Origin of the sequence: Cyclobacterium jeungdonense, assembly GCF_010994275.1 — a bacterium.
Classification (GTDB): domain Bacteria; phylum Bacteroidota; class Bacteroidia; order Cytophagales; family Cyclobacteriaceae; genus Cyclobacterium; species Cyclobacterium jeungdonense.
Genome location: NZ_WMCD01000010.1, coordinates 230,355 through 256,568 on the forward strand (window position 1 = coordinate 230,355; position 26,214 = coordinate 256,568).

Sequence of the window (26,214 nt, forward strand, 5' to 3'; positions counted from 1 at the left end):
AGTCCATGGTGCGTTATTTTAGGATGACGTACTGGATGTGTACAAAGTCTGCATGGTCCAGATCCCTGAGGCGGTTCAGGTCTAGCTCATATTCATTGCCCTGGCTAAAGATGTATCCGTCGAGGGAGCGGATCTTTTCGGGTGGATATTGCTTGTGAAGCTGATCCTCCTTATCGGCAATGGCTTGCAGCAGGCGCTGCTTCCGGTCATCCATGCGCATGGTCTCCGGAAAGGCCACGGTAAGTTCCTCAATGGTCTGGATGGATATCATCCGCCGGACGATAAAAGCAATGAGGACGATCACCGTGAATGCGGATAATACCATCATAAAAGCGATAGAAATAGGCATAAGGTCATTCATGTGATACCTCCTTTTCCTTTCCGGTGATCTGCAGGTAGTTTTCCAGAATGGTATCGTCCGATGGGCGTCCGGTCTTGGAGAGGATGCGGTACTGGACTACCCAAACCCAGGGATTGGAGTCACGTGATTTTTTCCCGTTGATAGATTCCCACAGAGATAAAAATGAACTTATTGCCTCCCTCCAATTTGAAGCCCAGTGACGGGGGAAACCCTGATATGGTATCTTATTTGCCGATGAGTAACATCGATACCGTACTTCCTGGAATAATTGAATGAATTTGAATTCAATCCCCTCCGCCTTTGCATCCGCCTCACTTATATCCTGCAACCGCTCCACCCGGATATCTTCTACCATCAGCCAGAGTCGGGCGGCGGACTTGGGCATGTGGATGGAGGGATTCCATCTAATACCCATTTCCGTCATTGTCACTTCCCATCCATAAGGGTCACAACGAGCCTCAGTTTTATATCTAATTCCTTCTGGAAATACGGCCCAGGTCTCCCTTGCCCAAAGTAGGTCTCCGGGCTTTCCGTATGGGCAAAAGAAGTCTAATCCTGATTGATCCGGATAATTGACATGCTTGAAAAAAAACCGATTGATTAATTTAATGTCAAATAGCCACAATGAAGGGTCATTTATGTTGAGGTACTCAAGCCCTTTTCCTCGCCTGGTCTGCGTCTTCCGATCTTCCAAATTGGCCTGGACCATTTCGGTCTGAAATAGGATGGGCCGCTCGGTGATCAGGTGACCGTATAGGTAAAACTGGTTTGGTTTGAGTTTAGCCATTGGAGGCCTCCTTTCTTATAATAGTCCGGTATCTCAATAGGAATAATTCCTTGGCAAAATTTGAATCCAATGGTTCATATTCACTGTCATTATCTACTCTGAGATTCGAATGCTCATATTCCAGCTGTCTTTTATCCTCAGCCTTTACCGTCCGACATACTGGGTAAGGGAATCCGAATTTTCGGGCTATGGCTAGCATCAGCTTTTCTTCTAATGCGATATAGTCAGGGAGGTGCTTTTTGATGGGTTTGGGGATATCCATCAGGTAAGCCTCCGATGCATCGTGCAGCAGTCCCTGTAGCGCGAAAATATGTGGCACTGCCATGGACACATAAAAGGAATGCTCTGCCACCGAAAGGAACCTTCTGGTCTGCCCTGCAAATCGGGGGACATGACTCAGCCCGTGGGCGATGTCTTCTATGCAGATATGATCCGGATCCGGGTCGAATACATTGAGGTAATGCCCGGAGTAAGTCAGGATGGTGTCTCCTGCGTAAAGGGTGGGATCAGACATCTTTCACCTCCTTTCCTACTTTGGTTCTATCCAGGTGGTCGGAATGGACTTGTCTCGTTGCAATTGCATTGAGGTGCGAAAGGGGTATTAATTGATGATCTCCATGGCATCCGTCCTGAATTTTTTTCGCTTCCTCGTAGGTAAACCGGTGTGCCTTGTCGATATCGGTCGTATACCCTGCCCTACCCTCTCTCCATAACAGTAGAGAATTCCCCACGTATTTCTTGGTCCATACCAGGTAGCTTTCCTCTTCTGGTAGCTTTTCTAAGACTACCCGGTAATCCGGCTTACCTTCCTTCGTGATGATGCGTTCGTATTTAGGCGCTTTGGAAGCAGGCCTCCCCATCCAATCTATGAGTACATTGATGAAATTGCTCGTGTACTCCTTTTTGACCATCCACAGGTTGGAATCAGCGAATCCGATATATATATTTTCTGATAGGTCGGAATAGGCAAGACCAATGCTCTCATATAGTTTCTGAGCGATTTCCTGGAAATCATCGATGCTGATATTGTATCTGTCAGCGAGGGCTTCTTCCACCACATCATCATCTTCGTCTCCATTTAATTCCAGGACGACATAGAGTAATTCCCAGATGTCCATTGAAGTAATTCTTTCATCAGCCATTGGTCACCTCCTCTTCATTATTGGTACCTTCTATATGGATGGTATGAAATGAATCCCATGCCATCATCCTGTCTTCGGCGCAGGGGGTGGGCTTAAGCTGGGTGGTGTTGTATCCGTTTTTTTCAAGTGCAGCTTGCAGGATTTCAAGAATCCTTGTTTTGCCGGCTCCCTGTTTTCCGGTAATTTTGATATTTACTTCCCTACCCATTGGTAACCTCCCTTTCTTCTGTGATGGTAATGGGTCGCTCGTTAGTGTAGGCTACCGGGACGGTGCTGCCCAGGGGTACTGGGGCGGTCATTTCTTGAAAATCTTGTGCGGTGTATCGCTTGCGGTCGTTGACGCGAACTACGAAATCAAAATAACCCTGCATGCAGTGTTCGAGCTGGGGCGATACTTTGTGCAACTTCTGTCCCCGGTAGCAGATATCTACCTGATACAGTCCGCCATGGTGGACTATGGGCGGAAGCTGGTAGGGCGGTGTATTGAGTATCTTACTGGTGATCTGTTCTAGATTGTACATGTGTCGGACATTTGGTGATTTGGATAAATTCTGCTTTGAGCTGATCAGAAATCAATATCTCATGGTCTCCGAATAACTGGATCTGAACGGCATCCCGGCAGCGCATGTCTTTTGGCCGGTGCTGCAGCCGCCAGTATTCGAGTTGACGGGCCAGCTCGTCGAAGCTGGCAAAGACCTGGTCTTCTTCCTCGATGTACTGCTTGCACTGCTTTACCCATTCCATCATCACGATCATGGTGGGATTGCTTAGGTCGCTGGTTTTGTAGCGAATGTTCATTGGAAAAGGGATTTGACTTTTCTTCCGGCCCGTTGGGCTTTCCTGATTGTGGTATTTACCTTACCCTTGTAGATACTTCGGGTCTCCTGTGCCAGCATCACGCAGGTGGCAAAAGCGATGGCGGTCAGGCAAATTGCCAGACGTACTTTAAATTTCCTGTTCTCCTGAGGATCGGTCTCGATTCCCAGGTACCTGTTTCGGTGAATTGTCTCCATGATGATTTTCGTTTAAAATGTGCTCGATGCGCAGCCTGGTATGGGGAAAAAATGCGACATCGGTGATGGTCTTGATTTCTGCCTCAATATTTTTGAGGTGCTTTTTCTGAAAGTACAGGTCCAGCATGTTTCTGATAGGATTTCCTTTGAACCTGTAAAGGCTTCTTCCTAGGTTTTTGATGTACCTTTTGGTGGTGCGCTGGTCTTTCAGCAGTAGCCTGATATAGGATGAATCTTTCATAATCCTCTGGATTGCTGGATCAGATCGAGCATCCGCTGACGGAGCTTTGCATACCTGCTTCTGGGATCGGGAAGGATCAGGAGGATGTCCTGCTCCACCTGGGCTACAGCCCTGAGCTGTGCCGCTTCGCTTTTGCCGGCAAAGAAGTCCGCCACCCGGTTGATCCGGGAGATGGCTTTCATTTTTCCGGCTTCCATGCTGTTCGCTATCTGGTAAGCCTTCTCCCGGCTTTTAGCGAATTTTTTGAGTTTGTGTAGTGTGTTCATTAGTGAATTTCGCTAGTCATTACTTCTTCCGGATTGATCTCGGTGACTCGCTTTACCCAGGCCTTGATGGAGATCAGTTCCGATACACTGATATCGGTCTTGTTGGTCCCCTCTACCAGCTGGGTAAAACGCCGCCTACTGAGCCCCATGGCCTTTAGAGCTTCATCAGTAGGCCTTACATCCTCAATCCCGGCTTCTTCAAATAATTTCTTGATTGCAATCATTTTTTAATTTGATAAGTAACTTATTCGCTTTTGTTACGTAACAAGATTAGCGATTTTCACTTTTTATTGCAAGTGTTTTCAGCTTTTTATTAGCTATTTTCGCCTATTGTATTGGTTCCCAGTTAGTTAAATTTGCTAGTAAATGCTAGGGAATTTCACTACAAACAATGGCGAAGAATTTAAATAAGGAAATGGTCAAGAAAGAAACTGATCGGTTTAACAGGGATGTATCCCTGAACCTTAAGCGGCTCCGGGAGGAGCGGAATTTTACCCAAGAGTATATGGCAGAGTGTATCGGGAAGGATTATTCATCCGGATATGCTACGCTTGAACAGGGTAAAAAGAAGCTCAGCTTTGAGGATGCCGTAAAAATCAGCGAGTGCCTGAACGTACCCCTGATGAGAATTTTGAATCCTTCTTTCGACCCATCAAAAGAAAATGTTTCTGAGGAAGAAAGACCGCTTTATGGCAAGCCCAAAAAATCGTCGATGCAAATCTCCGTCACGCTTACCGGTGACTTCGGAGACCTTCAAAAACAAATCCGCCTTTTGGAAAAAGTGAACGAAATCCTGGCAAACGATTCAGTTTAACGAGCAAAAGTTTCCAAGAAGCCCCGTAACTAATTGATAAAAAGGGTATTACTATAACCCTGGTCGGCCAACGTTTTACCGGCCCAATTTAGGAGAAATCTTAAGTTGGGCCGGTTTTTTATTGGTTAATTTCGGGCAATGTGAGGCTGTTAGACTGAGGGACGAAGAGGTGTTTGGATTGCGTAGGGAAGAACGGATAGTTACAGGGTTTTTTGTCACGAAGGGAACCGAGGAGGCGCTAAGGACACGAAGATTTTTCGAGATTGGTTAGTTAAGTTAGAAGGATTTTCAACAGCCCGATCTTACCAGAACTATTACATTTTAGATCACCTAATCATGTCATCCCTTCGGGATTTAATTTACGGGTTAATTATTCTTTTTCTATAATCTTATCATCCCTTCGGGATTGGGTTATGGCACTCCTTCGGGTGTTAAGGCTTGGCATTGATGATTCATTTTCTGTTTACTACTCACATCTCATTCGATTTTGCAACTTATCACCCAACTATTAAGCATGTCAATAAAGAAGACCTATTCTCGCTTTAATGCAGATGTAATTTCCGATAATCCCGAAGGGATGCAAGGATTATAGCTAATTGAAAACCAGCTATATTGTAAACCCCATAGGGGTGACATTTCTATCGTTAGAAAAGAATTTATGAATACACCCCTAATACCCCGCTGCCTGTCCATCCTTCCTGGATTCAGAAGCCCCGTAATAAACCCCATTTTTAAGCATAATGGCCTGATACCCGCCAAAAATACCCTTTCCCATTCGAAGGGTATGACCTTTGTTCATTAAGTCACGGATCACTTCGTAATCAAACCCAGACTCCAGGTAAGTGCCGCCACTTCTGAGATTTTCGTCCCGGTGATAAATTCGGGGGGCATCGCCTGCTTCCTGTAGATTCATATTAAAATCGATGATATTCATGATGATCTGCGCATGTCCCTGCGTTTGCATGTCTCCGCCCATTAGACCGAAACTCATAAATGGTTTGTTATCCTTGGTTACAAATGCCGGAATGATGGTATGAAAAGGTCGCTTACCGGGCGCATAGTTATTGATATGTCCTTCTTCCAAAATAAATCCGGCACCACGGTTTTGAAGCACAAAGCCCAATCCGGCCGGAACCACCCTGGAACCAAAGAGCGCCGAATTGCTTTGGATCAACGAAATCATATTGCCTTCCCCGTCTGCTACCGTCAAGTAGATGGTGTGGTCGCCGGAGGTCAGTCCTTCTTCAAACGTTCCTGCCCGCTTGGGATCAATTAGTTTTCTGCGTTCTGCTGCATATTCCTCGGATAATAAACGCTCCAGGGGAATCGTGCCGAAATTGGGGTCTCCGTAGTAGGTGGTCATGTCCGCATAGGCCGACTTTTTCGCTTCTAAAAAGGTATGAATATGGGCGGCACTGCCATAGCCCATGCTGGCCAGGTCGAATCCTTTAAGGATATTCAGCATCTGAAGCGCCGCCATCCCCTGACCATTGGGGGGCATTTCCCAAATATCGTAGCCACGGTAGTTGATCGATACCGGATCAACCCATTCGGGCTCGTTGTTTGCCAGATCTTCTGTGCTGAGGTAGCCTCCTTCCGCTTGCACATGGTCGGCTATCGTTTGGGCGACTTTTCCCTTGTAAAATCCGTCTCTTCCCTGCTTGGCGATGATTTCCAGGGTATTTGCCAGTTCAGGATTTGAAAATAGCTCCCCCAAACGCGGAAGCCTGCCTTCACTCGTAAAGTAGGTTGCCTCAAAGGATGGATTGCCAGGCCCCAAATTGACGGTTGAAAAATTATCCGATACTTCGGAAGAAACCGGAATACCTTCCCAGGCGTAATTGATGGTGGGCTCCAGCAAATCGCTGAATTCCAGCTGTCCAAATTTTTCATGCAAGGCAAACCAACCGCCCACAGCACCCGGAGTGGTCACAGAAAGTGGACCTGTGGTGCGGCTTTTACCCGCATTCACTTCGGCCTTGAATTTGTCTATCGATAAATTGGCGGGTGATTTTCCGCTGGCATTGAGTCCATACAATTCCTGGGTTTTCTCATCCCAGACAATGGCAAATAAATCTCCTCCGATACCATTATTCCCAGGGTCGGCGAATCCCAAAAAAGCATTGGCTGCAATGGCTGCATCCACCGCACTTCCTCCACGCTTTAGTATGTCGATGGCAATTTGGGTGGCCAGCGGATGATTGGTAGCCGCCATTCCATTCCGGGCCAATACTTCAGAGCGGGTTGCAAAAGACTTGCCCGACAGCCTGTCCTGTGCTTGCGAAAGGTGGAGTGATGTCAGTATTAGAAGTAGTGAAAAGAATGCTTTCATTTTGTCTGGTATTTAGTGGTATGGGTAAAAGGTATAAAAAAGGGGCATTTCCGCTTCGGAAAAAGGAAATACAACCTGGTATTGCTAATCTGGCGACCCTGCTCCTTCCTGCTCTGGAAAGCCCGTTATCCCGAAACATGGGATAGGCGCCCCATTCTCTTCTCGAATCGAGTCAGGAAGGGTAATGAGGATTCCTGCGGCCTTGCCGGAGTTTAAGCTATGAAAAAAAAGCCAAATCATCATAGAAATAAACGTGAAAGTGTTTCTTATTGCAGTAACCTGGGCGGGTCAATGGACAACTGATGCATGATTTGAGGATGTGGGGATGATGCCGTCACTGCGAGGGTGCAAACGGAGTCCAGTCGAATGGTCGTAATCGCCCCGGCACCCGCGGCAGTCTGTCGGTGTGCGAATCCATCATTCGTTTTTGGAGGGCATTCTACTGAGGACTTCCGGTTTCGCTTCGGATCAGATTGCTTCGCTGCGCTCGCAATGACGGTGGTTGATGATTTGATGATGTGGGGATGAAGAGATGCATAGGGAGGAGCGATCGTTACAGGGGTTTTTGTCACGAAGAGCTCAAAGAAGGCACGGAGGGACTAAGGGACGCTTGGATTGCGTAGGGAGGAGCGGATAGTTACAGGAGTTTTTGTCACGAAGGACTCAAAGAAGGCACAAAGGGCACGGAGGTTTTTTGGGGTTTGGGTACCAGAGATATAGGATTGCACGGCTGTCAGATTTCATCGTAGCTTTTTCAAGTTAGTATAGCGTATTTTTCTTTTCATTTTTTAATATTCCAGGAAATGCAATTGAGAATACCGCCTTCTTTAGACAGTTCGTTACTCTCAACAGGCACGATGGTAGTTCCCTTAAAAATGTCCTCAAATTGTTGTACTACCTGCTCGTCCTCCCGTCTGTTGAAAGTCGGTAAGAATATGAAACCGTCCATTTGCAGGTAATTGATATAGTCTCCTGTGGCATCTGGTGTATGTTTATTATCATAGATTGAGGTTGGTATTTCAATTAATTCAAGTCCCGTATTGTGCAATGCCGCATAAAGCGAATGGACAAATTTCCGGTCAGGTTCCTTTGAATAATCATTGACAAGTATAGTGTTCTCGTCAAGGAAACGGACCATTCCGTCACTATGTCCTGTAAAATCGCCTGGTTGTGCTGGAATTAAAATTAATTGATCTAATTCAAGTAAATCAATGATTTTTCCTGTCAGTTGTTTGACAGAGTAGTTAGGGTTTTCTTCAATTATCCTTGTCGTCATTATGACCTTATTCTTTGCCTTTGTTACATTGCCACCATCAGCAATGATATCGGTTATTTTAGGAGTAAGGCCGATTTGTTTACAAATTAAAGAAGGATCACTAATTGTCTTATGGTATTTCTTTGGCTTTAGATAAGTTGGGTCGAATTTGAATTGGACAAAGTCGTTATTGCTAATCTGCACTGGCATATAGTCCACGCACCAGACGTCTTTGGTTTCTTGAAGGTATTCAGGTTCGATACCGTTATCATCAAGGGCCTTCCTGAACTTCTGGAAAAAATTAGGGTTCTTTATTTCAAGTAAAGGGGAAAGGTAAAGACTATTGGTTTCCTGATCTGCTATCATTTGCTGTTTAACCTGTTTTTCCAAATTTCGGCCATGCAATTACCAATGACCTCAAATTCCTTTACTGTAAATTCGTCTGTCTTTGCGTTGTTGCACCAGTAACAGCAGAAAACTAGGTTATCTGTCTCGTCATAGGATTTGTTCGGCTCACATCTCTCAATTTCTAGAGTCTTTCCTCTTGTGGTCAGTCGTTTGGTATGTATCTGCCCATTGACAATGAGGATTTTTATCTGTTGCTCGGTGATATTGCAATAGTGGCATTTCCTTTCTGCGTTCGTGTACCATTTATGGAACTCCCAAAAGTCAATCTTAAAGCCTTTCCTTGCCCAGATTTGTCGGATTTTGGATAATTGTTCTCGATCCACTTTTAACTCGTCCCACCACTTTGACAGTTGTAACCGGTCTATCCCCATTGCTTGTTCAATTTCATCGTACTTTTTGTGCTCGATAACTGAAAGTCGAAGAAACGTTTGTTGGTCTGTCGTCATTTTTCCTTTTTTTTAAATGCACTTCAGCTTAATATTATAAAAACTTTTTGGTTCCTTTTGATCAACTTTCGACTTCTTTGACGTCTACCTTCCCAGGCCCGGACTATCAATTATCCTTTTCATAGTATCGAAAAAGGCCCGGTAAAAGGAGTCGTCTTTGGCGTAGAGTTTATACAGTTCCAATTCCTTTTTCCTTTGTTGGCCCATGACCTCATCCAATATTTTCTTAAAGGCCAAATCCCTGTTTTGTGTGTCGGTGTTGTCGGCTACCTTGGATTGGTAGTCGGGATGCGCCTGAATGTGCTTGCTTAAGGTAACGAATTTCACCCTTTGGTCTTCCGGGGTGGCATCCCAGCCCTGGAACCACCTTTCGTTAAAGGCTTTGATGATTTCATCCAGGAGATCCTTGTCTTCGTCTCCACCGTGCGGACCCCTGGGGTTAGGATTTTGGGGATCCAATTCCGAGGCCGAATCATCTAATCCAATCGCATGATTGAGCTTTGTGCGTTCCAAACCGTAGGTAGACAAATCAACAGATTCCAGTAATTCATCCACCAATTCATCTTCTTTGGTTTTCACAACTAACATCGGAACCAGGAATTTTAGAAACCAAAATAGTTTTTCCCATTCCAACTTTTCATAATCCAGAATGGAAGCCATTTGTCCGTAGATTTTTACAAACTGCTTGGCCTTAATTTTAAAGTCTATTTTTTCATCATCTTCCAAATCCAATTCATCGTTAAATCGGTCTGCTGCCACATTTATAATTGGACTTAGTAGCTGTGCATCGATCCCATCAAAGTACTTTTCAACAAAGGATTCTACCTCTGTCCATTCATAAACGCCTACATCACCTAATAACCCTTTCAGTTCGGACAGTACATTGATGTCTGTGGCCCGGCTAAGAGAAGTTGAAGTATAGAATGGGTCAAAGGAAGCTTTGATATCTTCTACCTGGTTAAAGAAATCCAAGATAAACAGGTCCTCTGTTTTCTTACCCAGTTTATCCGCTGAGCGGTTTAACCGGCTTAATGCTTGAACAGCCATGACGCCTTGTAGTTTTTTATCCACATACATGGTACAAAGCTTGGGCTGGTCAAATCCAGTCAGGTACTTGTTTGCCACGACCAAAAGTCGGTATTCGTCCGAATCAAATTTGTCACGGGTATCTTTTTCCGCAAAACCGTTTAAGTCTCCCTCGGTATATTCCAGGCCATCGACGATTTTCTTACCAGAAAAAGCAATGGCAATATTAAACGGGTTTCCTTTATCGATTAAGATCCGTTTAATGGCCAAATAATAGCGAATGGCGGACTCAATGTTTTGGGTCACCACCATGCCCTTGGCCTTTCCCTTCAGCTTCTTGGTATTGTACACTTTGCTGATAAAATGTTCCATCATGATTTCAGCTTTGGTGGCGATGGTGCGCCTGTCCCGCTCCACATAGGCCCGCAGCTTTTTCTGTGCCTTTTTGGTTTCGAATTTGGGATTGTCCTCAATCGATTTTTTTATTTCGTAGTAGCTTCTGTACGTCGTGTAGTTGGCCAAGACGTCCAAGATAAAACCTTCTTCGATGGCTTGTTTCATGGAATACAAGTGGAAAGGCGCAAAAGAACCATCTTCCTGTTTTATTCCAAACCGCTCCAAGGTGGCATTTTTTGGCGTAGCCGTAAATGCCAAATAAGAGGCATTGCCCTTCATTTTTCGGGCTTGCATGGCTTTTAGGATCTTGTCCTGTGGGTCTTCTTCCTCCTCTTCTTTGCTACCAATTCCCATTGCCTGATTCATCGTTCCTGCTGCTGTACCGCTTTGGGAACTGTGGGCCTCGTCTATGATCACCGCAAATCGTTTGTCGCTCAAATCCGCTATGCCATCCACGATAAAGGGGAACTTCTGTATGGTAGTGATGATGATCTTTTTGCCTTGCTCCAAACTGTCTTTCAAATCTTTGGAGGAATAGGCCGGGGCAACAATATTTTTTACCTCTGAAAAATCTTTGATGTTATCACGCAGTTGTTTATCCAATAGCCTTCGATCGGTCACCACAATCACGGAGTCAAACAAAGGATGCTGAATGCCTTTAGAACCGGGTAGACCTTCTCTTTCGGGATAGGTTTCTATCAACTGATAGGCCGCCCAGGTAATGGAATTGGATTTGCCCGAACCGGCAGAGTGCTGGATCAAATAGGTATGCCCAACCCCCTTTTGGGATGCATGCTTTAACAGTTTCCGCACCACATCCAGTTGGTGGTAGCGTGGAAAAAACAGCGTTCGCTTGCTTAAAGGATCTGTTGCTTTGCCATCAAAGCGCACGAAATGTTGCAGGATATTGGCCAGGCTTTCCCTGGTAAATACTTCCTGCCAGAGGTAGCTAGACTTGTGGCCAAAGGGATTGGTCGGGTTGCCTTTGCCATGATTATGGCCCTTATTGAAGGGCAGGAAGAAGGATTTGCTGCCATCCAGTTTCGTGCACATGTATACTTCATCCGTATCTACCGCAAAGTGTACCACAGCACGGCCAAACTGCAATAGCGGTTGGCGAATGTCCCTGTCGTATTTGTATTGTTTGATGCCATGCACTTTGGCATTTTGTCCGGTCCATTGGTTTTTAAGCTCCAGGGTGGCGATGGCCAGGCCATTGACAAACACCACCATATCGATTTCTTCATGGCTGTTTTCCAAGTTGTAGTGAACCTGCCTGGTCACGCTGAACTCATTTTTGGCAAAGTTATCCTTTACCGTCTGGCTGCTGCTGGCCATGGGCAACTGGTACAATAAGGTAAAATGGGCATCCTCCACCTCCAGCCCCTTGCGAAAGACCCGAAGGATGCCATATTTTTTGACCATACGGTCATAGCGCTGGAGGATTTTTAGCTTCCAGTCGGCAGCCCGTTGGAGTTTTTCGAGTTCTTCTTTTTGGGTGGCTTCTAAAAAGTGCCAAAAACGGGTTTCGTCTATGGCGTATTGGGCATTAAAATCATGGGAATTGCCGATATAAAAGCCATTGCCACCACGGTACAATTCCTGCGGCTCTACCACGCCGTCGTCCAATCCTTCTTGGAAGGTGCCCGTAAAGGCTTTTTCTATAGCGGATTCAAGGGCGGCTTCGTTGGTTTTACTTGTCATTGCTGTAATGATCTAAAAGTTTATTTATCATCTCATCCTTATGAGATTCAATTTCCTTTTCATTCCATGAATCTTTTGAGAAGATATAATAGGATTTAAGTGCATCATACGTGTCTCTTTTCTCTTGGAACATAGATTTTTTCACATTAACTGATTTATTACTGTATTCAGAATTCTGAGACACACTTAATAATACTAAATTCCCAAAGGAATGAAGAGATTTAAATTCAATTTCCGGATGTTGGTTTCTGTTTTCAGGATTTTGAGGATAAATATGTTCAATGGAATTCTTGGATGTTATTCTATAGTTTCGGTATTGGTCATTTTCTTCAAATTCCCAATTCTTCCAAAGAATATATTCCAGCTTCTGAAACCAATAATGCTTAAATACCGTGCCTCTACTTTCGTTTAGGTATTCCTTAATATCAATATCGGCAGGACTAGTATATTTTGGATCCAGTAGGTTCCAGGATAATTCTTTGTCTGTTTGTGAATTAACAACAGAGAACAAATTATCAAATCTTTCGAGGCATTTAAGATGGATAGAATTATTAGCCGCTAGATCTGAATGGTTCTCTAATAAATATCCTAAGTAGGTGGTGATCCAATATTGCCTTAAATAATCTCCTGTAAAGTATAAGATGCTCTGTAACATCAAGGAATCTGATTTCTCATAACGAGACCGACTATAATAGCTTTCTTCATTTCTATTGAAATTCATCAATTCCAAGTGCTCAACTTTTGTATCTGCATCCGAAATCCACTTGATAATATATTTATCAAATAGATAGCGAACATCCCATAATAGAAGGAAAAACCGCTTTATTTCTTCTGGATCGTTTCGATCCTCCATCTCTTTAAACACCTCGATAAGTCTTGATACATGGAAAGTACCCTCAAAGTCGTTAATGTTTTCACGATGTAGATGTAGTCTGTAGGTGTGTAAAAGGAACTGCCCAAAATTTATTATGGATCTACAATAAATCTCTTCCGATTTTCTATCCTTTTCGTTTTCGTAGATTTTATCTGGAAATTCATACTGACCTATATTTGCCACTTCTAGGTCATCTATTCTAAACAATTCAGATAAAGACACGCCCTCCGAATTGTTACTGACATATTTAAAAACTGTTGGGTCAAAGCTTAGATGGTTGTTTAGATTAATTATTTTCCAATTTGACTCAGGAAATGAGACCCTTGCGTTACGTTCAAAAAAATTAGACATGTTTTCACAAGTTTCCCATATTTTTCCAAACATCACTTTTTCATCTATTAAATTCAGAAGATTGGCTTTAACGATGTCCGTTTGCTCTAACTGAATGCCGGCACTGTTTATAGTGGAAAAAAGCTTGTTTAAATCGGTTTTAGGTGGGGTAGTATTTTTAATTAAATGAACGTTTTCATAGATAAAATTACCGAAACTCAGCAATTCATTTTTAGGAATAGTCTGCTCAACATAACCCTTAATAAAAACAACGGCATGAGCAATGTTTTTTAAGTAAGGCTGCTCTATAATGAGTTCTTTGTTCTGGATTTTTCTGTAAGAATTGTCTTCTTCAAGCAGCGAGGTAAGAAATTCGGTTACCTCTTTTCTAATCTCAAAACTAAGCCTTAATTCACTGTCCTTTTTCAAGAAATTTGAAATATCAGATTCCGGACAAATTCTGCTCAGCACAAATGAAATTATCCAAAGAGTGGTAAATCGTTGTTGGCCGTCTATAAGCTCGGCTAGAGCTCCATCTTCCTTTGTTAAAAAGGAGCTTATATAGTAAATGGAGTTAGGGTTGTTTCTAAATGACAGATAAAAATTATCCAATAGCTTTTTTAACTGTTCATCTCCCCACACATACGGTCGTTGGTAAGTGGGTATGGTGAAACGAAAATCCTCAAGCGATTTTAAGTTAATTATATCGGTTTTAAATTTATGATCCATTTTCCTTCCCATTTAACCTATTTGCAATTTCTAGCATTAAGTGTTTGTCAAATTCTTTTGGGTTTACCCGGTAGTAATCGATAAACTTTAGTCCTTTGAAGTATCCTAAAAGAGTCTGTAAATGCCTACCCTTGGCCTTATCTGTGTCGGCATTGTCGGTGTTAAAGTTGTAATGAAATTTTTTTAGAAAATGAAATAGCTCATCTACGGTATAAACCTCTAAAATATTGTCGATCAATTGGTGGTCGTACACAAACTTGAAAACACTATCCTCTCTCACATTTCTTCCTGTGGATACCCGTAGAGAATAAATGACACGATAGAGCCATAAAGCTGCTTCGAACAGCCTATAAAACCCAAAACGACTTACATAAGCTATAATGGCTATTTCGTAAAGTTCTTTTAAAAAAAGTGTACCACTATGACCATGCACTACCTCGTTTCTAAAATCAAAAAAAGTATCTGAGATCCGGTGATCAGTAGCCTCCCCAAACAATATCTCATATAACTGGATGTAATCGGAAATATAGTCTAAGGTGTTATTACCATTAGAAAGTGGCTGTTTGAGTTGTTTATATGTGCTTTCATGCATTTGAAGCAAGCGCCCATGTTCATTTTTCACAGCACTATAGTAATAGGATATATCCTCATTATCATTTTTTGTGTTGACGGTATACTCTTCTATTAAAACATCCTTAATGCCTTTTTTGTCCTTGTAAAATGGGAAGTTCCGCCAATGTCGATTATCCCAAAAGCGGATCTTAGTCAGTTGTTGGACAATATATTCCACATTGTTACTGTCAATAGACTCCCATTTTCTTGCTTGATAATTCACCATTTTCCTAGAGGGTATAGCCCTCAAATGATGAGCTTTGAGGATATCACTCCCCTCAAGTCGAACACCACCAGTATTTTGTGTTTCGAAAAAGGTGTAGGCAAGATCTTCTGTGGCAGTCACAACCAATGTGACATTTATTTTTGCTAAATCTGTTTGTTCTATCACCTGGGTATCTCTGAAATCAAACACCTCTTTATTAAAAACACTTTTGAGATAAGCCAGATTGTGACGGATATTCTGAATGCTGATTGAGTTGTTATAAACCACTCCACTCTTGTATGTAGGATGATTAAGTTTTTGAATAAGAAGGGCAGTGGTGATGCGTTGTTGTCCGTCAATTACTTTCAGTGTATTTCCGTCCTGATGAAGAATAATGCTGCCTAAATAATAGAGAGGTTTGTCTTCTGAATCATCAGCTTGATATTCAATTAAGTCGTTGAGCAGACGGTTGAGTTGCTTTTCTCGCCAAACATAAGGGCGCTGATACTCAGGGATAGTGAGTTGGCCTATTAAGCTGGTGTCCGGAATGGAGGTATGTGCAGTATCTAATAACTGCTGAAGCGTACAACTTACCACTTGGAGTTCTGAGGTTATAGACGTAGCACTACCCGAAAGTATGGTCGATCCGTCCTCCCTCATACCCCCGGCACTTTTATCTTCCCAGTCACCGCACTGTCTATCAGTGTGGCTTTGTATTCTTTCAACTTTTCGATTTGGGTTTGTTGCAATGTAATAGCTTGGTTGACTTTGGAAGATTGGGTTTCAATAAATGCAGCTATTTTTACTTGTTCATGAACAGAAAGTAGTGGGATAAACATTTTTCTCACTTCGTCTTGGCTAATATTAGGGTCAACTCGTGATCCCTTAGCAACTAACATCCAATGTGGTCTGTAATATTTCACATAGTAATACAAATACTCTTGATTAAGCTTTTTTGAGGGCATGATACCGCATAATGCCTGATTGATAGTTCCTGAAAATCTTAAAATTGAATGTTTACCAATTGTCCCAGGTCCACCATACATTGCTACGCAAACCGTATTTACAGGCATCAAGCTACAAGCCGTATCTCTAATAGCCGCTTCTGTGATTTTCACCGGTACATCAAGCAATTCATCATTATTCAAATCAGTGGTTCTTACCCAAGGAATTGATCCGTTATAATATCTTCCAACATTTCCACTTTGAGGAGTGCTACCACTTGTTGTTTTTGTTATTCTTTTTATTTGTGTCACCTCCCAATGTTCTGGAATCTCCCCAATCCATTCCACTCCAGAGTCTTTTAGTTTTACATTGGGATCTAAACCTTTGGTAACTGCATTTTGAATGATGATTTGCTTCCATTCTTTAAGCAAGGCAATTAGCTTTTCTTTTTGGGCAATGGCTTGGTCTATCTTGGCGGTTTTGTCATCTAGGAAATTGGCAATAGCGGTTTGTTCTGGAATAGGAGGGAATGCCAGCAGACTATTTGCAATGTGATTGAAACTAATAGTTTGTCTTACCCCAGACCCCAAAAGTTTCATGTACGCAACGTCATAACGGTGCAATAAGTAATTGAAAAAGGATTTATCAAGCTCAATTGAATTTTTTAGCACTATGTAGCCTGAACTTACTACAACATTAATATCTGATAGGCCAATTCTCAAGCTTATTAAGTCATAATTTAGGTTAAGTGGGTTCACTAAGTACTCCCCGGCTAAAACTTCTTGATAAGATGCTTTTGTTGCCTCTGGAATTTTTTCATCATCTTTAAAAACGACTTTTCCAAAACTAATTGACCCACATCCAAGGCTTGGATTTGTTACTTTCTTTTTCTCTTTAAAAATATGCTTAAGTTTTTTTATCTCCCAATGTTCTGGAATTTCTCCCATCCAATATTCCCCCGAACCTTTATAAGCGGGATATTTTTGAAAGGTTATTTTTGTTGCTGTCAGGTTCATTCGTTGGCTTTTAATTGGTTCAGTACCAGACTTGTTAAATGATCCATCTTGGAAAAAGCAAACCACTTTTTACCCAAATCTTTGAGTGAAGCACCGATATGGTAGAGGTGTTTTTGGTCAACTATTAAAAAACGGTCATGGCTTTGGGGCAATGTATGGAGGGTAATGGGAGGGTATTGGCTGTTGTGTTTTTTTAGGTCCAGGTCCAAGGCTTTGCTCGTGGTTTTGGTATAGATACTTGCATCTATGCCTTTCTTTCGTTTACTCAACAGGGTCAGCACCGATTCATCCACATAATTATCAATCAAAATAATCTCTTTTTCAGCAGATTTAATCAAATCTGCCACAAAAACATAGGCATCAAACACCTGCCCGTCAAAGAAAATACCTTTATCGGGTTTGGGCTGTCCGGCTTCCAATGCCTTGAATATCTGTTCTATTTTTTCTTCGGTTTTGAGTTGTTTGAATTCCACTTGATCGAGACGTTGGAATACAGAAGCATTGTTGAGAAAGAACTTGCGCATTTTCACAAAGGCCTGCATGATTTGGATGCTAACCTGAACGGCTACCTCACTTCTCAAAACCGCCGAAAGCATGGCTACGCCATGTTCTGTGAAGGCGTAAGGAGGTCTTCTCAAACCCATTTTATCCGCATTGGAGATCACAGTTTGTGATTTCCATTTTTGAAACTCAGATTCACTTAATTGAAAAATAAAATCTGCAGGAAAGCGGTTTTTATTCCTTTTAACGGCCTGAATCAACACACGGGTTTCAACCTGATACAATTCAGCCAAATCCCTATCCAGCATCACCTGAACATCACGAATGGTATAAATTTTCTGTTCAACGTCTTTGGGCTTAATGACTTCCATACGTGTGCTACAGGTTTAAAATATCCATAATCAAACCTTCATTTTCCTGTTCCAATGCAAAAATTTCCTGGCTTACTTCTTCGATGGAACGCTGCGGTTTGTGCTGGTAGAAATACTTGTTAAAACTGATTTCATAACCAATTTTGGTCTTGTCCAGGTCAATCCAGGATTCGTTTACATGGGGTTTTACCTCCCGCAAGAAATAGTCGTGTATGCCTACTGACAAGGGCACGCTTTCACTATCCCGCAGGTCAGTTTGGTTTTCGTAGATAATGTATTCATTCGGCTTTCCGCTGGGGTAGTAGCCATAATCCGGCAGTTGTGAGACTGTACAATCCAAATGATGTAAAAGTTGCTCGAGCTTGTCGCCGATTAGCTTTTGCCTTTTCTTAATCACCTTTTCGGCTGTTTCGTCATACCAGCTTACCGTTTGTAGGATGGCATTTTTCTCGGAGGCAGATAGCTTGCTTTTGCTGGCGTTCCCTTCGACCTTGCTCAGGGCAAGTAGTTCATCATCCACTAATTTGGCAAACACATTAAAATCGCTGTGTTCTTCTGTGCCAATAGCCTCCAATAGCTGTTGGGCAGTTTCTAATAGCTCCTTTTGCTTTTTCCAAGTGGCAGCGGAGGTGAGTGCTTTGCGTTTCTTGGCATTTAGATCCAAGTCGTTTTTCTCGCACCAATCCAATATTTCTTTTTCTACTGACTTAAGTTCGGAATATACTTTTTCGCCATAGGTCTAATAAGCCCATAGCATCGGATCTTTGAGGGTTTTATCAAAACGCAAGTCAGCAATTCTTTCTGTCGTAAATTGAGCTTTCAATCTGGCAGGTCGATCGATGGTTACTTTATAATATCCAAAATCAGAGTTGTTAAATACTTTGGCCGCCAAGCCATCCTCACCATCTCTTTCAATGGTCTCAAAGTTGGAATAGGCTTCCTGTATTTCTTGGATGTGTGAAGCCGTCAATTCACAGTTCTTGTTGCCCAGGTTTTTACGCAGTTTGGCAAAGCGCTGTGAAGCATCAATCAACAGCACTTTTCCTTTCCGCTTGGCTTCCTTGCTATTGCATAGGATCCAGATATAAGTGGTGATGCCCGTGTTGTAAAACAAGTTATTGGGCAACTGAATGATGCAGTCCAGCCAATCATTTTCGATGATGTGTCTTCGGATATTGCTTTCGCCGCCACCGGCATCGCCTGTAAACAAGCTGGAGCCATTGTGTACCGAGGCGATGCGAGAACCCAGGGAGCTCTGGCTCAAATCCTTCATTTTATTGACCATCTCCATCAGGAAGAGCAATTGGCCGTCAGAGGAACGTGGCGTGGCATCTGCTTCCTCGGTATTGCCCCAGTAATCTGTTAGGTTCACTAAAAAACGCGGGTCAATAATGGCCCCTCCATCCTTAATGTACTTTACCTCACTAGCCCAGGATTTTCCATAAGGCGGATTGGAGAGCATAAAATCGAAGGTCTGTCCGGAAAATTCATCCGTGGAAAGGGTGGACCCTACCCGGATGTTTTCGGGATTGTTGCCTTTGATCATCATGTCCGACTTGCAGATGGCGTAGGTCTCGTCATTGATTTCCTTGCCGTACAAGTACACGTCACCCATGGCCCGAATGGCTCCTTTTTCATCTTTGATGAAATTCTGCGATTCCGTCAGCATGCCCCCCGATCCACAGGCCGGATCGTAAATGGTCATGACCGGGGGCAATTGGTCCTTGATCGGGTCAAAAACGATGTGCGTCATGAGGTCGATCACCTCCCGTGGCGTAAAGTGCTCCCCCGCTTCTTCGTTGTTTTCTTCGTTGAACTTACGGATCAGTTCTTCAAACACGTAGCCCATGCCCAGATTAGAGAGGGGTGGCAGCCTCCTCCCCTCCGGATCCTCCTTCTCAAAGGGCTTCAAATTGATGTAGGGGGAGGTAAACTTTTCCAACACATCCAAGAGCACGTCCTTGGAAGCCATGTGCCGGATTTGACTTTTTAGTTTGAATTTGTCGATGATTTCCTTCACATTCGGGCTAAAACCATTCAGGTAATCCTCGACGTTTGCCTGCAAAATTTGCTGGCTGTTGGAGGCCGTATCGTGGAGCCGTTGCAAGGTCCATTCGCTGGTATTGTAAAATACATAGCCGCTGGCATCTCTCAACCCGGTTTCGTCCCATTCCCTAAAACCCGCTTCATCTCGTTGGAAGGCCAACTCTTCCATAACTGCATCCTTGGTCGGCTCTAGCAAGGCATCCAGCCTGCGCAAAACGACCATGGGAAGAATGACATCCCGATATTTCCCCCGGACATATACATCCCTCAGGCAATCGTCGGCGATGGACCAGATGAAGGATACTAATCTATTGTGTAGGGATTGGTTCATTGTATAATTAATAAGCTTTGGGTATTTGACTTTTTATTTAAACTAAAAAAACATATTATTCAAACTTTTATGATATAAACTTGCATACTCAGCAAACGATAGGTGCGATAATTGCCCACCAGCTCTTTGGCCTAAGTTCTTTTTATTTCAATTTATTTATCCTGAAAAAAAACTACCTATTCCAATTACCAAGTAAATGTATATGTTGTTCCATTTACAGGAACAGATAAAACAATTTCTTCTATCTTCTTCTCATATTCGATATTTACATATCCGATATACTCTGTTTCGTTGTGAATAGTATTAAGCCTTAAATATCCTTCACTAATCGTTTGTTTAATCGAATACTGGTTTGCTTGATAGTTTGATATGTTTTTATTAGCGTTTTGTTGAGCTAAGTAGGCTGCCTGTCCGTCATAATTTTGTGAGTATGTTGTGCTATATGATGACCCGTAAGTAGAACTACTTCCGTAAATACTACCATATGTATCTCCTACATAGCCAGAGGCTGAACCCGTTGTATTTGAGTAACCTGAACTGGTGGTGGAGCTTGATGATGATGAATAAGCAGCTTGGTTGGCCGACATACTTTCGCTAAAAGCGACAGCAAAGGCATTCCAATTTTGTTGCCGTTTTACTTTTTTCATGTATTCTTCATATGAAAGTACTTCAGGCTCATAAACCTTATCATTTTTTTGCATAATTGCAGTTATTTGATTTGGATCAAAATTAAATTCTCTCCCAGACAGATTTTTTACCATAATATTTGCCTGATAATATTTACCGTAATTTTGGTTATATGTAAGCATAACTGCAACGGTTATTCCCTTATGATTATAGTAAAATACCGGATCGCCATCTTTATAATAGATACCATATTCCTTTACCGGCGTATCGTTTATAAAAGAGGTAACGTCAATCACGTTCGCCTGCTCCTTTGAATTATCGATTTTTACTCCATAAAACTTGAACCCATTTTCCGAATTTTCGATAATGTCAAATTTTTTAATTTCATCTGGCACCCTTTCAAATTCTAAGGTATAGTTATGAATCTGGCCCAATTTATCAAATTGGTGTGCTTTATCGCAGATTGGCAGATTTAGGCTATTGAGCAATTTATATTTTTTTAATGTTTCCTTATCCTGTATGTAAAAATCCTCTTCCGCACATATCAAACCAGAATTTTCATTTGTATATTGAAAATGGATTAGGGTACTAAATTCTCTAAAATCAATCTGGTGAATTTTTAGATTTCGAGCATTTGATTTTTCAAATGAGATATTTTTATATTGAGCCTTGAGGCCAAAGGAAATAAAAAAAATAAAAATAATTAATACTGAATTTTTCATAATTATTAGGCGTTTGTTACCAATAAACAATTTAAATATCGAAAGCCAAGGCTTGAATGAATGTTAGAGGTAAGGAATGATTTCACCCTCAAAAATGTGGGTATAATTTTTTCTGAAAGGACAACCTTATATTTGCTCAGTTTGGACCAAATTTTAACGGATCGAATCATTTTAAAAATTCTGATACAAAAAATTATTTGTTCGTCAATATGAATTAAAAAATCAGAAAATCAAAATTAGTTTTATGAATTTTAAGTGTCGAATAGCCCCTCCACCATGTCCTTCTGATTTTGAAACTCCTTTCATTCGCTGTTTCCCAGGTAAGCTATCGGACGGGTGGGTTTGCGGGCGAGTTTGCCGTCTACCTGGAGGCGTACGCAGGATTCGTCTTCTTAACGGGCCATGTTTTCCCAGTGGAGTTAGGCGAAAATGGCGGCTTTAGGGTGGTGGGTGTGTGACAGCCTTTCCTTCGACTTCGCTCAGGGACCGATGATTTGGTGATGGGATGGTTTGATGATGGGATGATTGGGGGATGTCTCGTCCTAAAAATTAAAATCCTAGTTTTTTTTAGTTCGATTATTTTTTAATTTCAGGAAATAAACTTCTGTCGCAGAAAGCCAAATAGCTGCAACTGGAGGGAAAGGATAGTTAAAAATTAACATCAATTGTAGATCTTAAAACACCAAATGGAAAAATTTGACATTACGAAATACTTAGGGAAGGATATTCAGGTGTTTCTTAAAAATAAATCTAATGTAATTGGTAGAATTCCTTTTACTTACCGTGATTTAAATGAACACAAAATTTCATTCCCATTCTTGCCTTTTGAAAAAAATAAGATTTACCAGATTAAAACAAATAATGAGAAAAAAATAGATTTTAATGATCTCAAAGATATTATCCTTAACATAGTTATAGCCGAAATTGAGGAAGTTAGAATAATGGAGAATGAAATTGGTGGAATCGGACTTCAGAATAATAAGCCCATTCCTCATGCTTTTGAATTGGAAGTCCTAGCTGAAAAACCCGGGCATGTAAAAATAAAGTATAAAATTCCTGGAACTGGTAAATATTTTAGTATTGGAGAACTTCCAATTATAAACAAACAAGTAATCTTACCTCTAAATCTAGCATTTTTATCATATGCAAAAGAAGATAAAACTGTAGTTGAAAACGTAATGAGTTTATTGAATGAAAATGGAGTTTTGACATGGTACGACGACAAAGACTTACTTCCTGGTGATGATTGGGAATCGAAAATAAAAGCAGCAATGAAAGCTTCAGACTTTGTTTTAGTGTTCCTATCATCCAAATCATTAATTAGAGATGGCTATAAAAATAAAGAAATGAGAATGGCCTTAGAAAATTATGAATACAAAGTATTGGGAAAGCGATATATTATTCCAATTTTAATTGATAAATGTCAACCACCTAGTGAATTTGATAAAATACATTGGTTAAAAATGTATGATAATGGGTGGGAAACCAAATTGTTATCAGTTATTTCTCCTATCATTAATTAGTTATTACCAAAGCTTCCATCGTTCACAAAATAGCTTGTGCATCCACCATTGCCATGGTTTTTTGCATTTGTTTGTGATTTTCGACCAGCTCATATTTGATTCGTTTGGATTTTGCGAAGGAATGGGATTTTTTTTAACCAAGCTGCGCCTAAAGCGCTTTGTACTGCGTAGCGCATGCGGAGCTCCATATTGCGGGCTTTGCCCGCTTTTGTTACTTCAGGCCCAGGGCCGTAGGCTCCGCCCCTCGGTATGTTCCCGTTAATGGGCTTTTGGATATTTCGCTTTTGACTTTAAACCGGCTCATAACATCGAGGTGATTATCCAGCAAATGAGGCTTAACCTTACGATATATGCTATCAAATATGAAAGTCAAATTCCGGTTCCGTGAACATGTTTTCGTGCTTTGCTGCCATCTTAGAATAGTTTACTTTTTGGCTTTGTTTAAGTGCTTCAAATGCGGCGGTGAATTCGGCGAGCTCTTCTTCGATTTGCCCGATAAGTTCTAATCAGACTTCTTTATTGCGGTAATGGTCAAGAGAGATTCAAATGTTGGAATAAATTAGTATCTTCGATAACAGCTGCCTATGATAGATCCAAACAAACATTAAAGCAAAAGTCGAGCAAAGTAGTAAAATTGTTTATTGTCGAATGCTTTAACTTTCTTTTTCGGGGGATAAAAACGCCACCTGGAACTGCTGCTCGCTATATATTATCCGTTATCAGGAAATATTTAAAAATTATGATTGACAAATAATATCGTATATGTATATATGAATCAATTTATATTATTATGAAAACAAATAAATCTATCGATAAGAAAAATGAATTAGCTAATCCATTTATTGAGGATTTTAGCAATGAAAAAAGGGCATTTTATGAATATACAACGGATCAAATTGATCGTGAAAATAAATTAATCAATTTTAGGCTGACTTGGATGTTGGCCATACAAGGCTTTCTATTCACAGCTCTTTTCTTGAAAACAGAAACTGAAAATTATGTCAATGACCAAAGATTAACGATCATAATACCTGCAATTGGAATATTTATTAGCATTATTGGATTTTTAGGAGTATTAGGAGCCTTTCAGGCCATTAATGATTTAAAAAAAATGTATGAAAATTTTGGTTTTAAAGGATATCCAAGTCCTTATGGAAAGAAGATCAGTGTTCAACTAGGTCGTTTACCCTGTTATGGCTATCCAATAATCTTATTGATTGTTTGGCTATTTATACTTATTATTAATTTTTTAAAAGTCCTATAATAAACCCTACTCCCGACTGCGCAAAATTATTGCCAACTGCTACACTCTATGGAAAGTCTAATGGACTTTGTGTTTCGTTAAATATTTTGTGATTCAATTATCCGCACTAACACCTATCCTTGAACAAAATGATTGGGCAGAAAAATCCTCCGGAAAATTCCGAAGGGGTGGTCTGCACGTGTGCGGGCTGGACCCTTTCTCCATCTATAAAGGTTGCACATGGAGAAGAGTTCGAACCTCCGGCCCGCGGTTTTGAAGACCGCTGCTCTGCCTGCTGAGTTATCCATGTGTGAGCCTTCGGCTTCGCTTAGGGACCACAAGGACCGATTATTTGACCATGGATTTCGCGTTTTGTTTTGGTAATATCCATTAGGCAACTGTCTTGGATAAAAATGGAAAATCTAGTTGAATATACAGGATATTTTTTTAATTTAAGGGGATTCAACGTAAGGCCATAAGGGAAGTAAGCGCAAAATATTGCGGTTTTCCACTAATTACCAGTAATTTCGAAACAAATGCAAAACCATCAAATTACATATTTAGGTTCTTTCGATGACAGAGTAATTTCAAATCAAAACAGGAACTATTTAAATATTCGAACATTAAATGAAATCCTAATATCTCAGCTAATATTTTCGCATAATCCCAAAATCCTAATTAATGATGGATACATAGTCAACTCACCAATTTTCAGAAGAGCATTATTATCCATAAGCAAAGAATCAAAAGAGCCTTTTCATTATGAAAATTCCCCTCTTTTTTCAATGATTGAAAATGACTATATAAACATATTGAGTAGAAATGAGTCATTGTTTGCTATGGTTGAAAATATGGTTGAACAGGACAATAGGACATTTGTTGAATTCAAAAAAATAAAGGGATGGAAGATTGCTGTTCAAAAGCTGGATAGAGATATAGGTGAATATTTCATAAAGTGGCCAAAATTTGATTTAAGCCAAGGGTTTATTCAGTTAATGGATGAATTACTAATACAGAACCCGAAAGATCTCAATCTTTCTATAGATTTAAATAGCTATAAATCTATAGCAGAAAATTTCAGGGAAATAGTTCATAAGGATAGTAATGGGCCTCGAGATAAATGGGAAAAGATTGTAAAATCTAGTAAACATAAATATGAGTTGATGAAAATGGCTAACAGAGCCTATCACTACAATTTTGCTATGTGCCTCAATGACGATACTTTTGAAAAAGATGATGTTCAAGTCAATAGTATAGCCAGCAATCTATTTTTAGATAAAATTGTTGAACCACTAGAGTCAGATTGTAACTTTCGCAAATTGAATTTTAGAATTCCTGAAAAAATTCGAATTGACAATAGTTTTATTCGGGCTTTAAGAAGTGGAAATGACCTATGTCATGCTCATAATGAATTCATTCAAGCTAATTTAGATTATATCGAAGGTGGAAGCGCAGAGGTGTTGGAAAATGCCCAAAAAAAATTTAAAACGGAAATTATAAAATTTGATAAAAAAAATAATCCAGCAAAAAACAACAATGGTTTGGATGTTCTAATCAGTTTATCTTATGGAGGATTGGGAGGAGGTATCGGTAGTAATATTGTAAATGCAGAACCAATATTGGGAGTTTTAATAGGTGTCCTTACAGCACTCGGAGGTGCTACAAATAAAGGAATAAAATTATTGAAAGGCTTGTACAGGTATAAAGGGAGAGGATACAATTTAATTTATAATAGAGATAAAGCGTCCATTGATAATTTTACTATAGATGGTGCGAAGTCCAAACAGCATACTGAAAAACTTAATATTTTTAAATAATCTTATAAAAACTACTGGCAACATATTATAAATCGCAAAGTGAAATTTGATCGTGCACCATCTTTAGATTCTCGCATCGCCGAACACATCCACAGACAAGAACACTCTCTACAATTAAATAAGTGGACCTG

General features: G+C 41.0%; 26 protein-coding genes. 4 read left to right on the plus strand and 22 right to left on the minus strand.

Features of this window, described 5'->3' with window-relative positions:
• Positions 1 to 13 precede the first annotated feature (13 nt).
• The 10 genes from GKS34_RS18900 to GKS34_RS18945 all read right to left on the minus strand — a co-directional run bounded on the left by GKS34_RS18900 (position 14) and on the right by GKS34_RS18945 (position 4,034).
• On the minus strand, positions 14 to 361 hold the full coding sequence (locus GKS34_RS18900; RefSeq protein WP_163386545.1) for a hypothetical protein: 348 nt from the start codon (positions 359 to 361) through the stop codon (positions 14 to 16).
• A complete protein-coding gene (locus tag GKS34_RS18905; protein ID WP_163386546.1) occupies positions 354 to 1,148 on the minus strand; it encodes a hypothetical protein in 795 nt (264 codons plus the stop codon). The genes GKS34_RS18900 and GKS34_RS18905 overlap by 8 nt, the downstream gene beginning before the upstream one ends.
• The gene (locus GKS34_RS18910) at positions 1,141 to 1,662 is read right to left on the minus strand and encodes a metal-dependent phosphohydrolase (RefSeq protein WP_163386547.1); all 522 of its coding nucleotides are present in this window, start codon (positions 1,660 to 1,662) and stop codon (positions 1,141 to 1,143) included. The genes GKS34_RS18905 and GKS34_RS18910 overlap by 8 nt, the downstream gene beginning before the upstream one ends.
• Complete coding sequence (locus GKS34_RS18915) at positions 1,655 to 2,290, minus strand: hypothetical protein (protein WP_163386548.1); 636 nt, start codon at positions 2,288 to 2,290, stop codon at positions 1,655 to 1,657. The genes GKS34_RS18910 and GKS34_RS18915 overlap by 8 nt, the downstream gene beginning before the upstream one ends.
• Positions 2,283 to 2,498, minus strand: coding sequence for a hypothetical protein (locus GKS34_RS18920; protein ID WP_163386549.1), 216 nt, complete (start codon positions 2,496 to 2,498; stop codon positions 2,283 to 2,285). The genes GKS34_RS18915 and GKS34_RS18920 overlap by 8 nt, the downstream gene beginning before the upstream one ends.
• The gene (locus GKS34_RS18925) at positions 2,491 to 2,811 is read right to left on the minus strand and encodes a hypothetical protein (RefSeq protein WP_163386550.1); all 321 of its coding nucleotides are present in this window, start codon (positions 2,809 to 2,811) and stop codon (positions 2,491 to 2,493) included. Before GKS34_RS18925 ends, GKS34_RS18920 begins: the two co-directional genes overlap by 8 nt.
• Complete coding sequence (locus GKS34_RS18930) at positions 2,783 to 3,088, minus strand: hypothetical protein (RefSeq protein WP_163386551.1); 306 nt, start codon at positions 3,086 to 3,088, stop codon at positions 2,783 to 2,785. The genes GKS34_RS18925 and GKS34_RS18930 overlap by 29 nt, the downstream gene beginning before the upstream one ends.
• Complete coding sequence (locus tag GKS34_RS18935) at positions 3,085 to 3,303, minus strand: hypothetical protein (protein WP_163386552.1); 219 nt, start codon at positions 3,301 to 3,303, stop codon at positions 3,085 to 3,087. The genes GKS34_RS18930 and GKS34_RS18935 overlap by 4 nt, the downstream gene beginning before the upstream one ends.
• A gap of 237 nt (positions 3,304 to 3,540) precedes the next feature.
• On the minus strand, positions 3,541 to 3,810 hold the full coding sequence (locus tag GKS34_RS18940) for a hypothetical protein (RefSeq protein ID WP_163386553.1): 270 nt from the start codon (positions 3,808 to 3,810) through the stop codon (positions 3,541 to 3,543).
• Complete coding sequence (locus GKS34_RS18945) at positions 3,810 to 4,034, minus strand: hypothetical protein (RefSeq protein ID WP_163386554.1); 225 nt, start codon at positions 4,032 to 4,034, stop codon at positions 3,810 to 3,812. Before GKS34_RS18945 ends, GKS34_RS18940 begins: the two co-directional genes overlap by 1 nt.
• A gap of 167 nt (positions 4,035 to 4,201) precedes the next feature.
• Between GKS34_RS18945 and GKS34_RS18950 the strand changes: the two genes are divergently transcribed.
• Positions 4,202 to 4,624: a helix-turn-helix transcriptional regulator gene (locus GKS34_RS18950; RefSeq protein ID WP_163386555.1), complete on the plus strand. Its 423-nt coding sequence runs from the start codon at positions 4,202 to 4,204 to the stop codon at positions 4,622 to 4,624.
• 670 nt (positions 4,625 to 5,294) lie between these two features.
• Here the strand turns inward: GKS34_RS18950 and ggt are convergent.
• From ggt to GKS34_RS19005, 12 genes are all read right to left on the minus strand, one after another.
• On the minus strand, positions 5,295 to 6,956 hold the full coding sequence (gene ggt / locus GKS34_RS18955; RefSeq protein ID WP_205602102.1) for a gamma-glutamyltransferase: 1,662 nt from the start codon (positions 6,954 to 6,956) through the stop codon (positions 5,295 to 5,297).
• A 266-nt stretch (positions 6,957 to 7,222) separates the two neighbouring features.
• Positions 7,223 to 7,528, minus strand: a complete 306-nt coding sequence (locus GKS34_RS18960; RefSeq protein WP_163386556.1) for a hypothetical protein — start codon at positions 7,526 to 7,528, stop codon at positions 7,223 to 7,225.
• Positions 7,529 to 7,737: 209 nt separating this feature from the next.
• A complete protein-coding gene (locus tag GKS34_RS18965) occupies positions 7,738 to 8,577 on the minus strand; it encodes an agmatine deiminase family protein (RefSeq protein ID WP_163386557.1) in 840 nt (279 codons plus the stop codon).
• Complete coding sequence (locus GKS34_RS18970) at positions 8,574 to 9,065, minus strand: hypothetical protein (RefSeq protein ID WP_163386558.1); 492 nt, start codon at positions 9,063 to 9,065, stop codon at positions 8,574 to 8,576. The genes GKS34_RS18965 and GKS34_RS18970 overlap by 4 nt, the downstream gene beginning before the upstream one ends.
• Positions 9,066 to 9,149: 84 nt before the next feature.
• Positions 9,150 to 12,191: a type I restriction endonuclease subunit R gene (locus GKS34_RS18975; protein ID WP_163386559.1), complete on the minus strand. Its 3,042-nt coding sequence runs from the start codon at positions 12,189 to 12,191 to the stop codon at positions 9,150 to 9,152.
• Positions 12,181 to 14,124 (minus strand): DUF262 domain-containing protein, encoded by a 1,944-nt coding sequence (locus GKS34_RS18980; RefSeq protein ID WP_163386560.1) that lies wholly within the window; start codon positions 14,122 to 14,124, stop codon positions 12,181 to 12,183. Before GKS34_RS18980 ends, GKS34_RS18975 begins: the two co-directional genes overlap by 11 nt.
• Positions 14,114 to 15,601 carry a DUF262 domain-containing protein gene (locus GKS34_RS18985; RefSeq protein ID WP_163386561.1) on the minus strand — a complete coding sequence of 496 codons (1,488 nt, stop codon included), beginning with the start codon at positions 15,599 to 15,601 and terminating at the stop codon, positions 14,114 to 14,116. The genes GKS34_RS18980 and GKS34_RS18985 overlap by 11 nt, the downstream gene beginning before the upstream one ends.
• Positions 15,598 to 16,902: a restriction endonuclease subunit S gene (locus GKS34_RS18990; RefSeq protein WP_163386562.1), complete on the minus strand. Its 1,305-nt coding sequence runs from the start codon at positions 16,900 to 16,902 to the stop codon at positions 15,598 to 15,600. Before GKS34_RS18990 ends, GKS34_RS18985 begins: the two co-directional genes overlap by 4 nt.
• Positions 16,899 to 17,774, minus strand: coding sequence for an ORF6N domain-containing protein (locus GKS34_RS18995; RefSeq protein WP_163386563.1), 876 nt, complete (start codon positions 17,772 to 17,774; stop codon positions 16,899 to 16,901). Before GKS34_RS18995 ends, GKS34_RS18990 begins: the two co-directional genes overlap by 4 nt.
• Positions 17,775 to 17,781: 7 nt before the next feature.
• Positions 17,782 to 18,438: a hypothetical protein gene (locus tag GKS34_RS23825; RefSeq protein WP_240459365.1), complete on the minus strand. Its 657-nt coding sequence runs from the start codon at positions 18,436 to 18,438 to the stop codon at positions 17,782 to 17,784.
• A gap of 75 nt (positions 18,439 to 18,513) precedes the next feature.
• Positions 18,514 to 20,151, minus strand: coding sequence for a type I restriction-modification system subunit M (locus GKS34_RS19000; protein ID WP_240459366.1), 1,638 nt, complete (start codon positions 20,149 to 20,151; stop codon positions 18,514 to 18,516).
• 185 nt (positions 20,152 to 20,336) lie between these two features.
• Positions 20,337 to 21,500 carry a hypothetical protein gene (locus GKS34_RS19005; RefSeq protein WP_163386564.1) on the minus strand — a complete coding sequence of 388 codons (1,164 nt, stop codon included), beginning with the start codon at positions 21,498 to 21,500 and terminating at the stop codon, positions 20,337 to 20,339.
• Positions 21,501 to 22,186: 686 nt separating this feature from the next.
• Here GKS34_RS19005 and GKS34_RS19010 point away from each other — a divergent pair.
• From GKS34_RS19010 to GKS34_RS19020, 3 genes are all read left to right on the plus strand, one after another.
• Positions 22,187 to 23,023 (plus strand): toll/interleukin-1 receptor domain-containing protein, encoded by an 837-nt coding sequence (locus tag GKS34_RS19010; protein WP_163386565.1) that lies wholly within the window; start codon positions 22,187 to 22,189, stop codon positions 23,021 to 23,023.
• A 790-nt stretch (positions 23,024 to 23,813) separates the two neighbouring features.
• Positions 23,814 to 24,287, plus strand: a complete 474-nt coding sequence (locus GKS34_RS19015; RefSeq protein ID WP_163386566.1) for a hypothetical protein — start codon at positions 23,814 to 23,816, stop codon at positions 24,285 to 24,287.
• Between the two features lie 515 nt (positions 24,288 to 24,802).
• The gene (locus tag GKS34_RS19020; RefSeq protein WP_163386567.1) at positions 24,803 to 26,083 is read left to right on the plus strand and encodes a hypothetical protein; all 1,281 of its coding nucleotides are present in this window, start codon (positions 24,803 to 24,805) and stop codon (positions 26,081 to 26,083) included.
• The last annotated feature ends 131 nt before the right edge of the window (positions 26,084 to 26,214 follow it).

Excerpts from the sequence above, each read along its gene's own strand:
- GKS34_RS18965 (WP_163386557.1), bottom strand. The coding sequence starts at position 8,577 with ATGATAGCAGATCAGGAAACCAATAGTCTTTACCTTTCCCCTTTACTT.
- GKS34_RS18930 (WP_163386551.1), bottom strand. The coding sequence starts at position 3,088 with ATGAACATTCGCTACAAAACCAGCGACCTAAGCAATCCCACCATGATC.
- GKS34_RS18980 (WP_163386560.1), bottom strand. The coding sequence starts at position 14,124 with ATGGATCATAAATTTAAAACCGATATAATTAACTTAAAATCGCTTGAG.
- GKS34_RS18905 (WP_163386546.1), bottom strand. The coding sequence starts at position 1,148 with ATGGCTAAACTCAAACCAAACCAGTTTTACCTATACGGTCACCTGATC.
- GKS34_RS19015 (WP_163386566.1), top strand. The coding sequence starts at position 23,814 with ATGAAAACAAATAAATCTATCGATAAGAAAAATGAATTAGCTAATCCA.
- GKS34_RS18975 (WP_163386559.1), bottom strand. The coding sequence starts at position 12,191 with ATGACAAGTAAAACCAACGAAGCCGCCCTTGAATCCGCTATAGAAAAA.
- GKS34_RS19020 (WP_163386567.1), top strand. The coding sequence starts at position 24,803 with ATGCAAAACCATCAAATTACATATTTAGGTTCTTTCGATGACAGAGTA.
- GKS34_RS19000 (WP_240459366.1), bottom strand. The coding sequence starts at position 20,151 with ATGAACCAATCCCTACACAATAGATTAGTATCCTTCATCTGGTCCATC.
- GKS34_RS18990 (WP_163386562.1), bottom strand. The coding sequence starts at position 16,902 with ATGAACCTGACAGCAACAAAAATAACCTTTCAAAAATATCCCGCTTAT.
- GKS34_RS18970 (WP_163386558.1), bottom strand. The coding sequence starts at position 9,065 with ATGACGACAGACCAACAAACGTTTCTTCGACTTTCAGTTATCGAGCAC.
- GKS34_RS18985 (WP_163386561.1), bottom strand. The coding sequence starts at position 15,601 with ATGAGGGAGGACGGATCGACCATACTTTCGGGTAGTGCTACGTCTATA.
- GKS34_RS18900 (WP_163386545.1), bottom strand. The coding sequence starts at position 361 with ATGAATGACCTTATGCCTATTTCTATCGCTTTTATGATGGTATTATCC.
- GKS34_RS19010 (WP_163386565.1), top strand. The coding sequence starts at position 22,187 with ATGGAAAAATTTGACATTACGAAATACTTAGGGAAGGATATTCAGGTG.
- GKS34_RS18910 (WP_163386547.1), bottom strand. The coding sequence starts at position 1,662 with ATGTCTGATCCCACCCTTTACGCAGGAGACACCATCCTGACTTACTCC.
- GKS34_RS18945 (WP_163386554.1), bottom strand. The coding sequence starts at position 4,034 with ATGATTGCAATCAAGAAATTATTTGAAGAAGCCGGGATTGAGGATGTA.
- GKS34_RS18940 (WP_163386553.1), bottom strand. The coding sequence starts at position 3,810 with ATGAACACACTACACAAACTCAAAAAATTCGCTAAAAGCCGGGAGAAG.
- GKS34_RS19005 (WP_163386564.1), bottom strand. The coding sequence starts at position 21,500 with ATGAAAAATTCAGTATTAATTATTTTTATTTTTTTTATTTCCTTTGGC.
- GKS34_RS18915 (WP_163386548.1), bottom strand. The coding sequence starts at position 2,290 with ATGGCTGATGAAAGAATTACTTCAATGGACATCTGGGAATTACTCTAT.
- GKS34_RS18950 (WP_163386555.1), top strand. The coding sequence starts at position 4,202 with ATGGCGAAGAATTTAAATAAGGAAATGGTCAAGAAAGAAACTGATCGG.
- GKS34_RS18920 (WP_163386549.1), bottom strand. The coding sequence starts at position 2,498 with ATGGGTAGGGAAGTAAATATCAAAATTACCGGAAAACAGGGAGCCGGC.
- GKS34_RS18995 (WP_163386563.1), bottom strand. The coding sequence starts at position 17,774 with ATGGAAGTCATTAAGCCCAAAGACGTTGAACAGAAAATTTATACCATT.
- GKS34_RS18935 (WP_163386552.1), bottom strand. The coding sequence starts at position 3,303 with ATGGAGACAATTCACCGAAACAGGTACCTGGGAATCGAGACCGATCCT.
- ggt (WP_205602102.1), bottom strand. The coding sequence starts at position 6,956 with ATGAAAGCATTCTTTTCACTACTTCTAATACTGACATCACTCCACCTT.
- GKS34_RS18925 (WP_163386550.1), bottom strand. The coding sequence starts at position 2,811 with ATGTACAATCTAGAACAGATCACCAGTAAGATACTCAATACACCGCCC.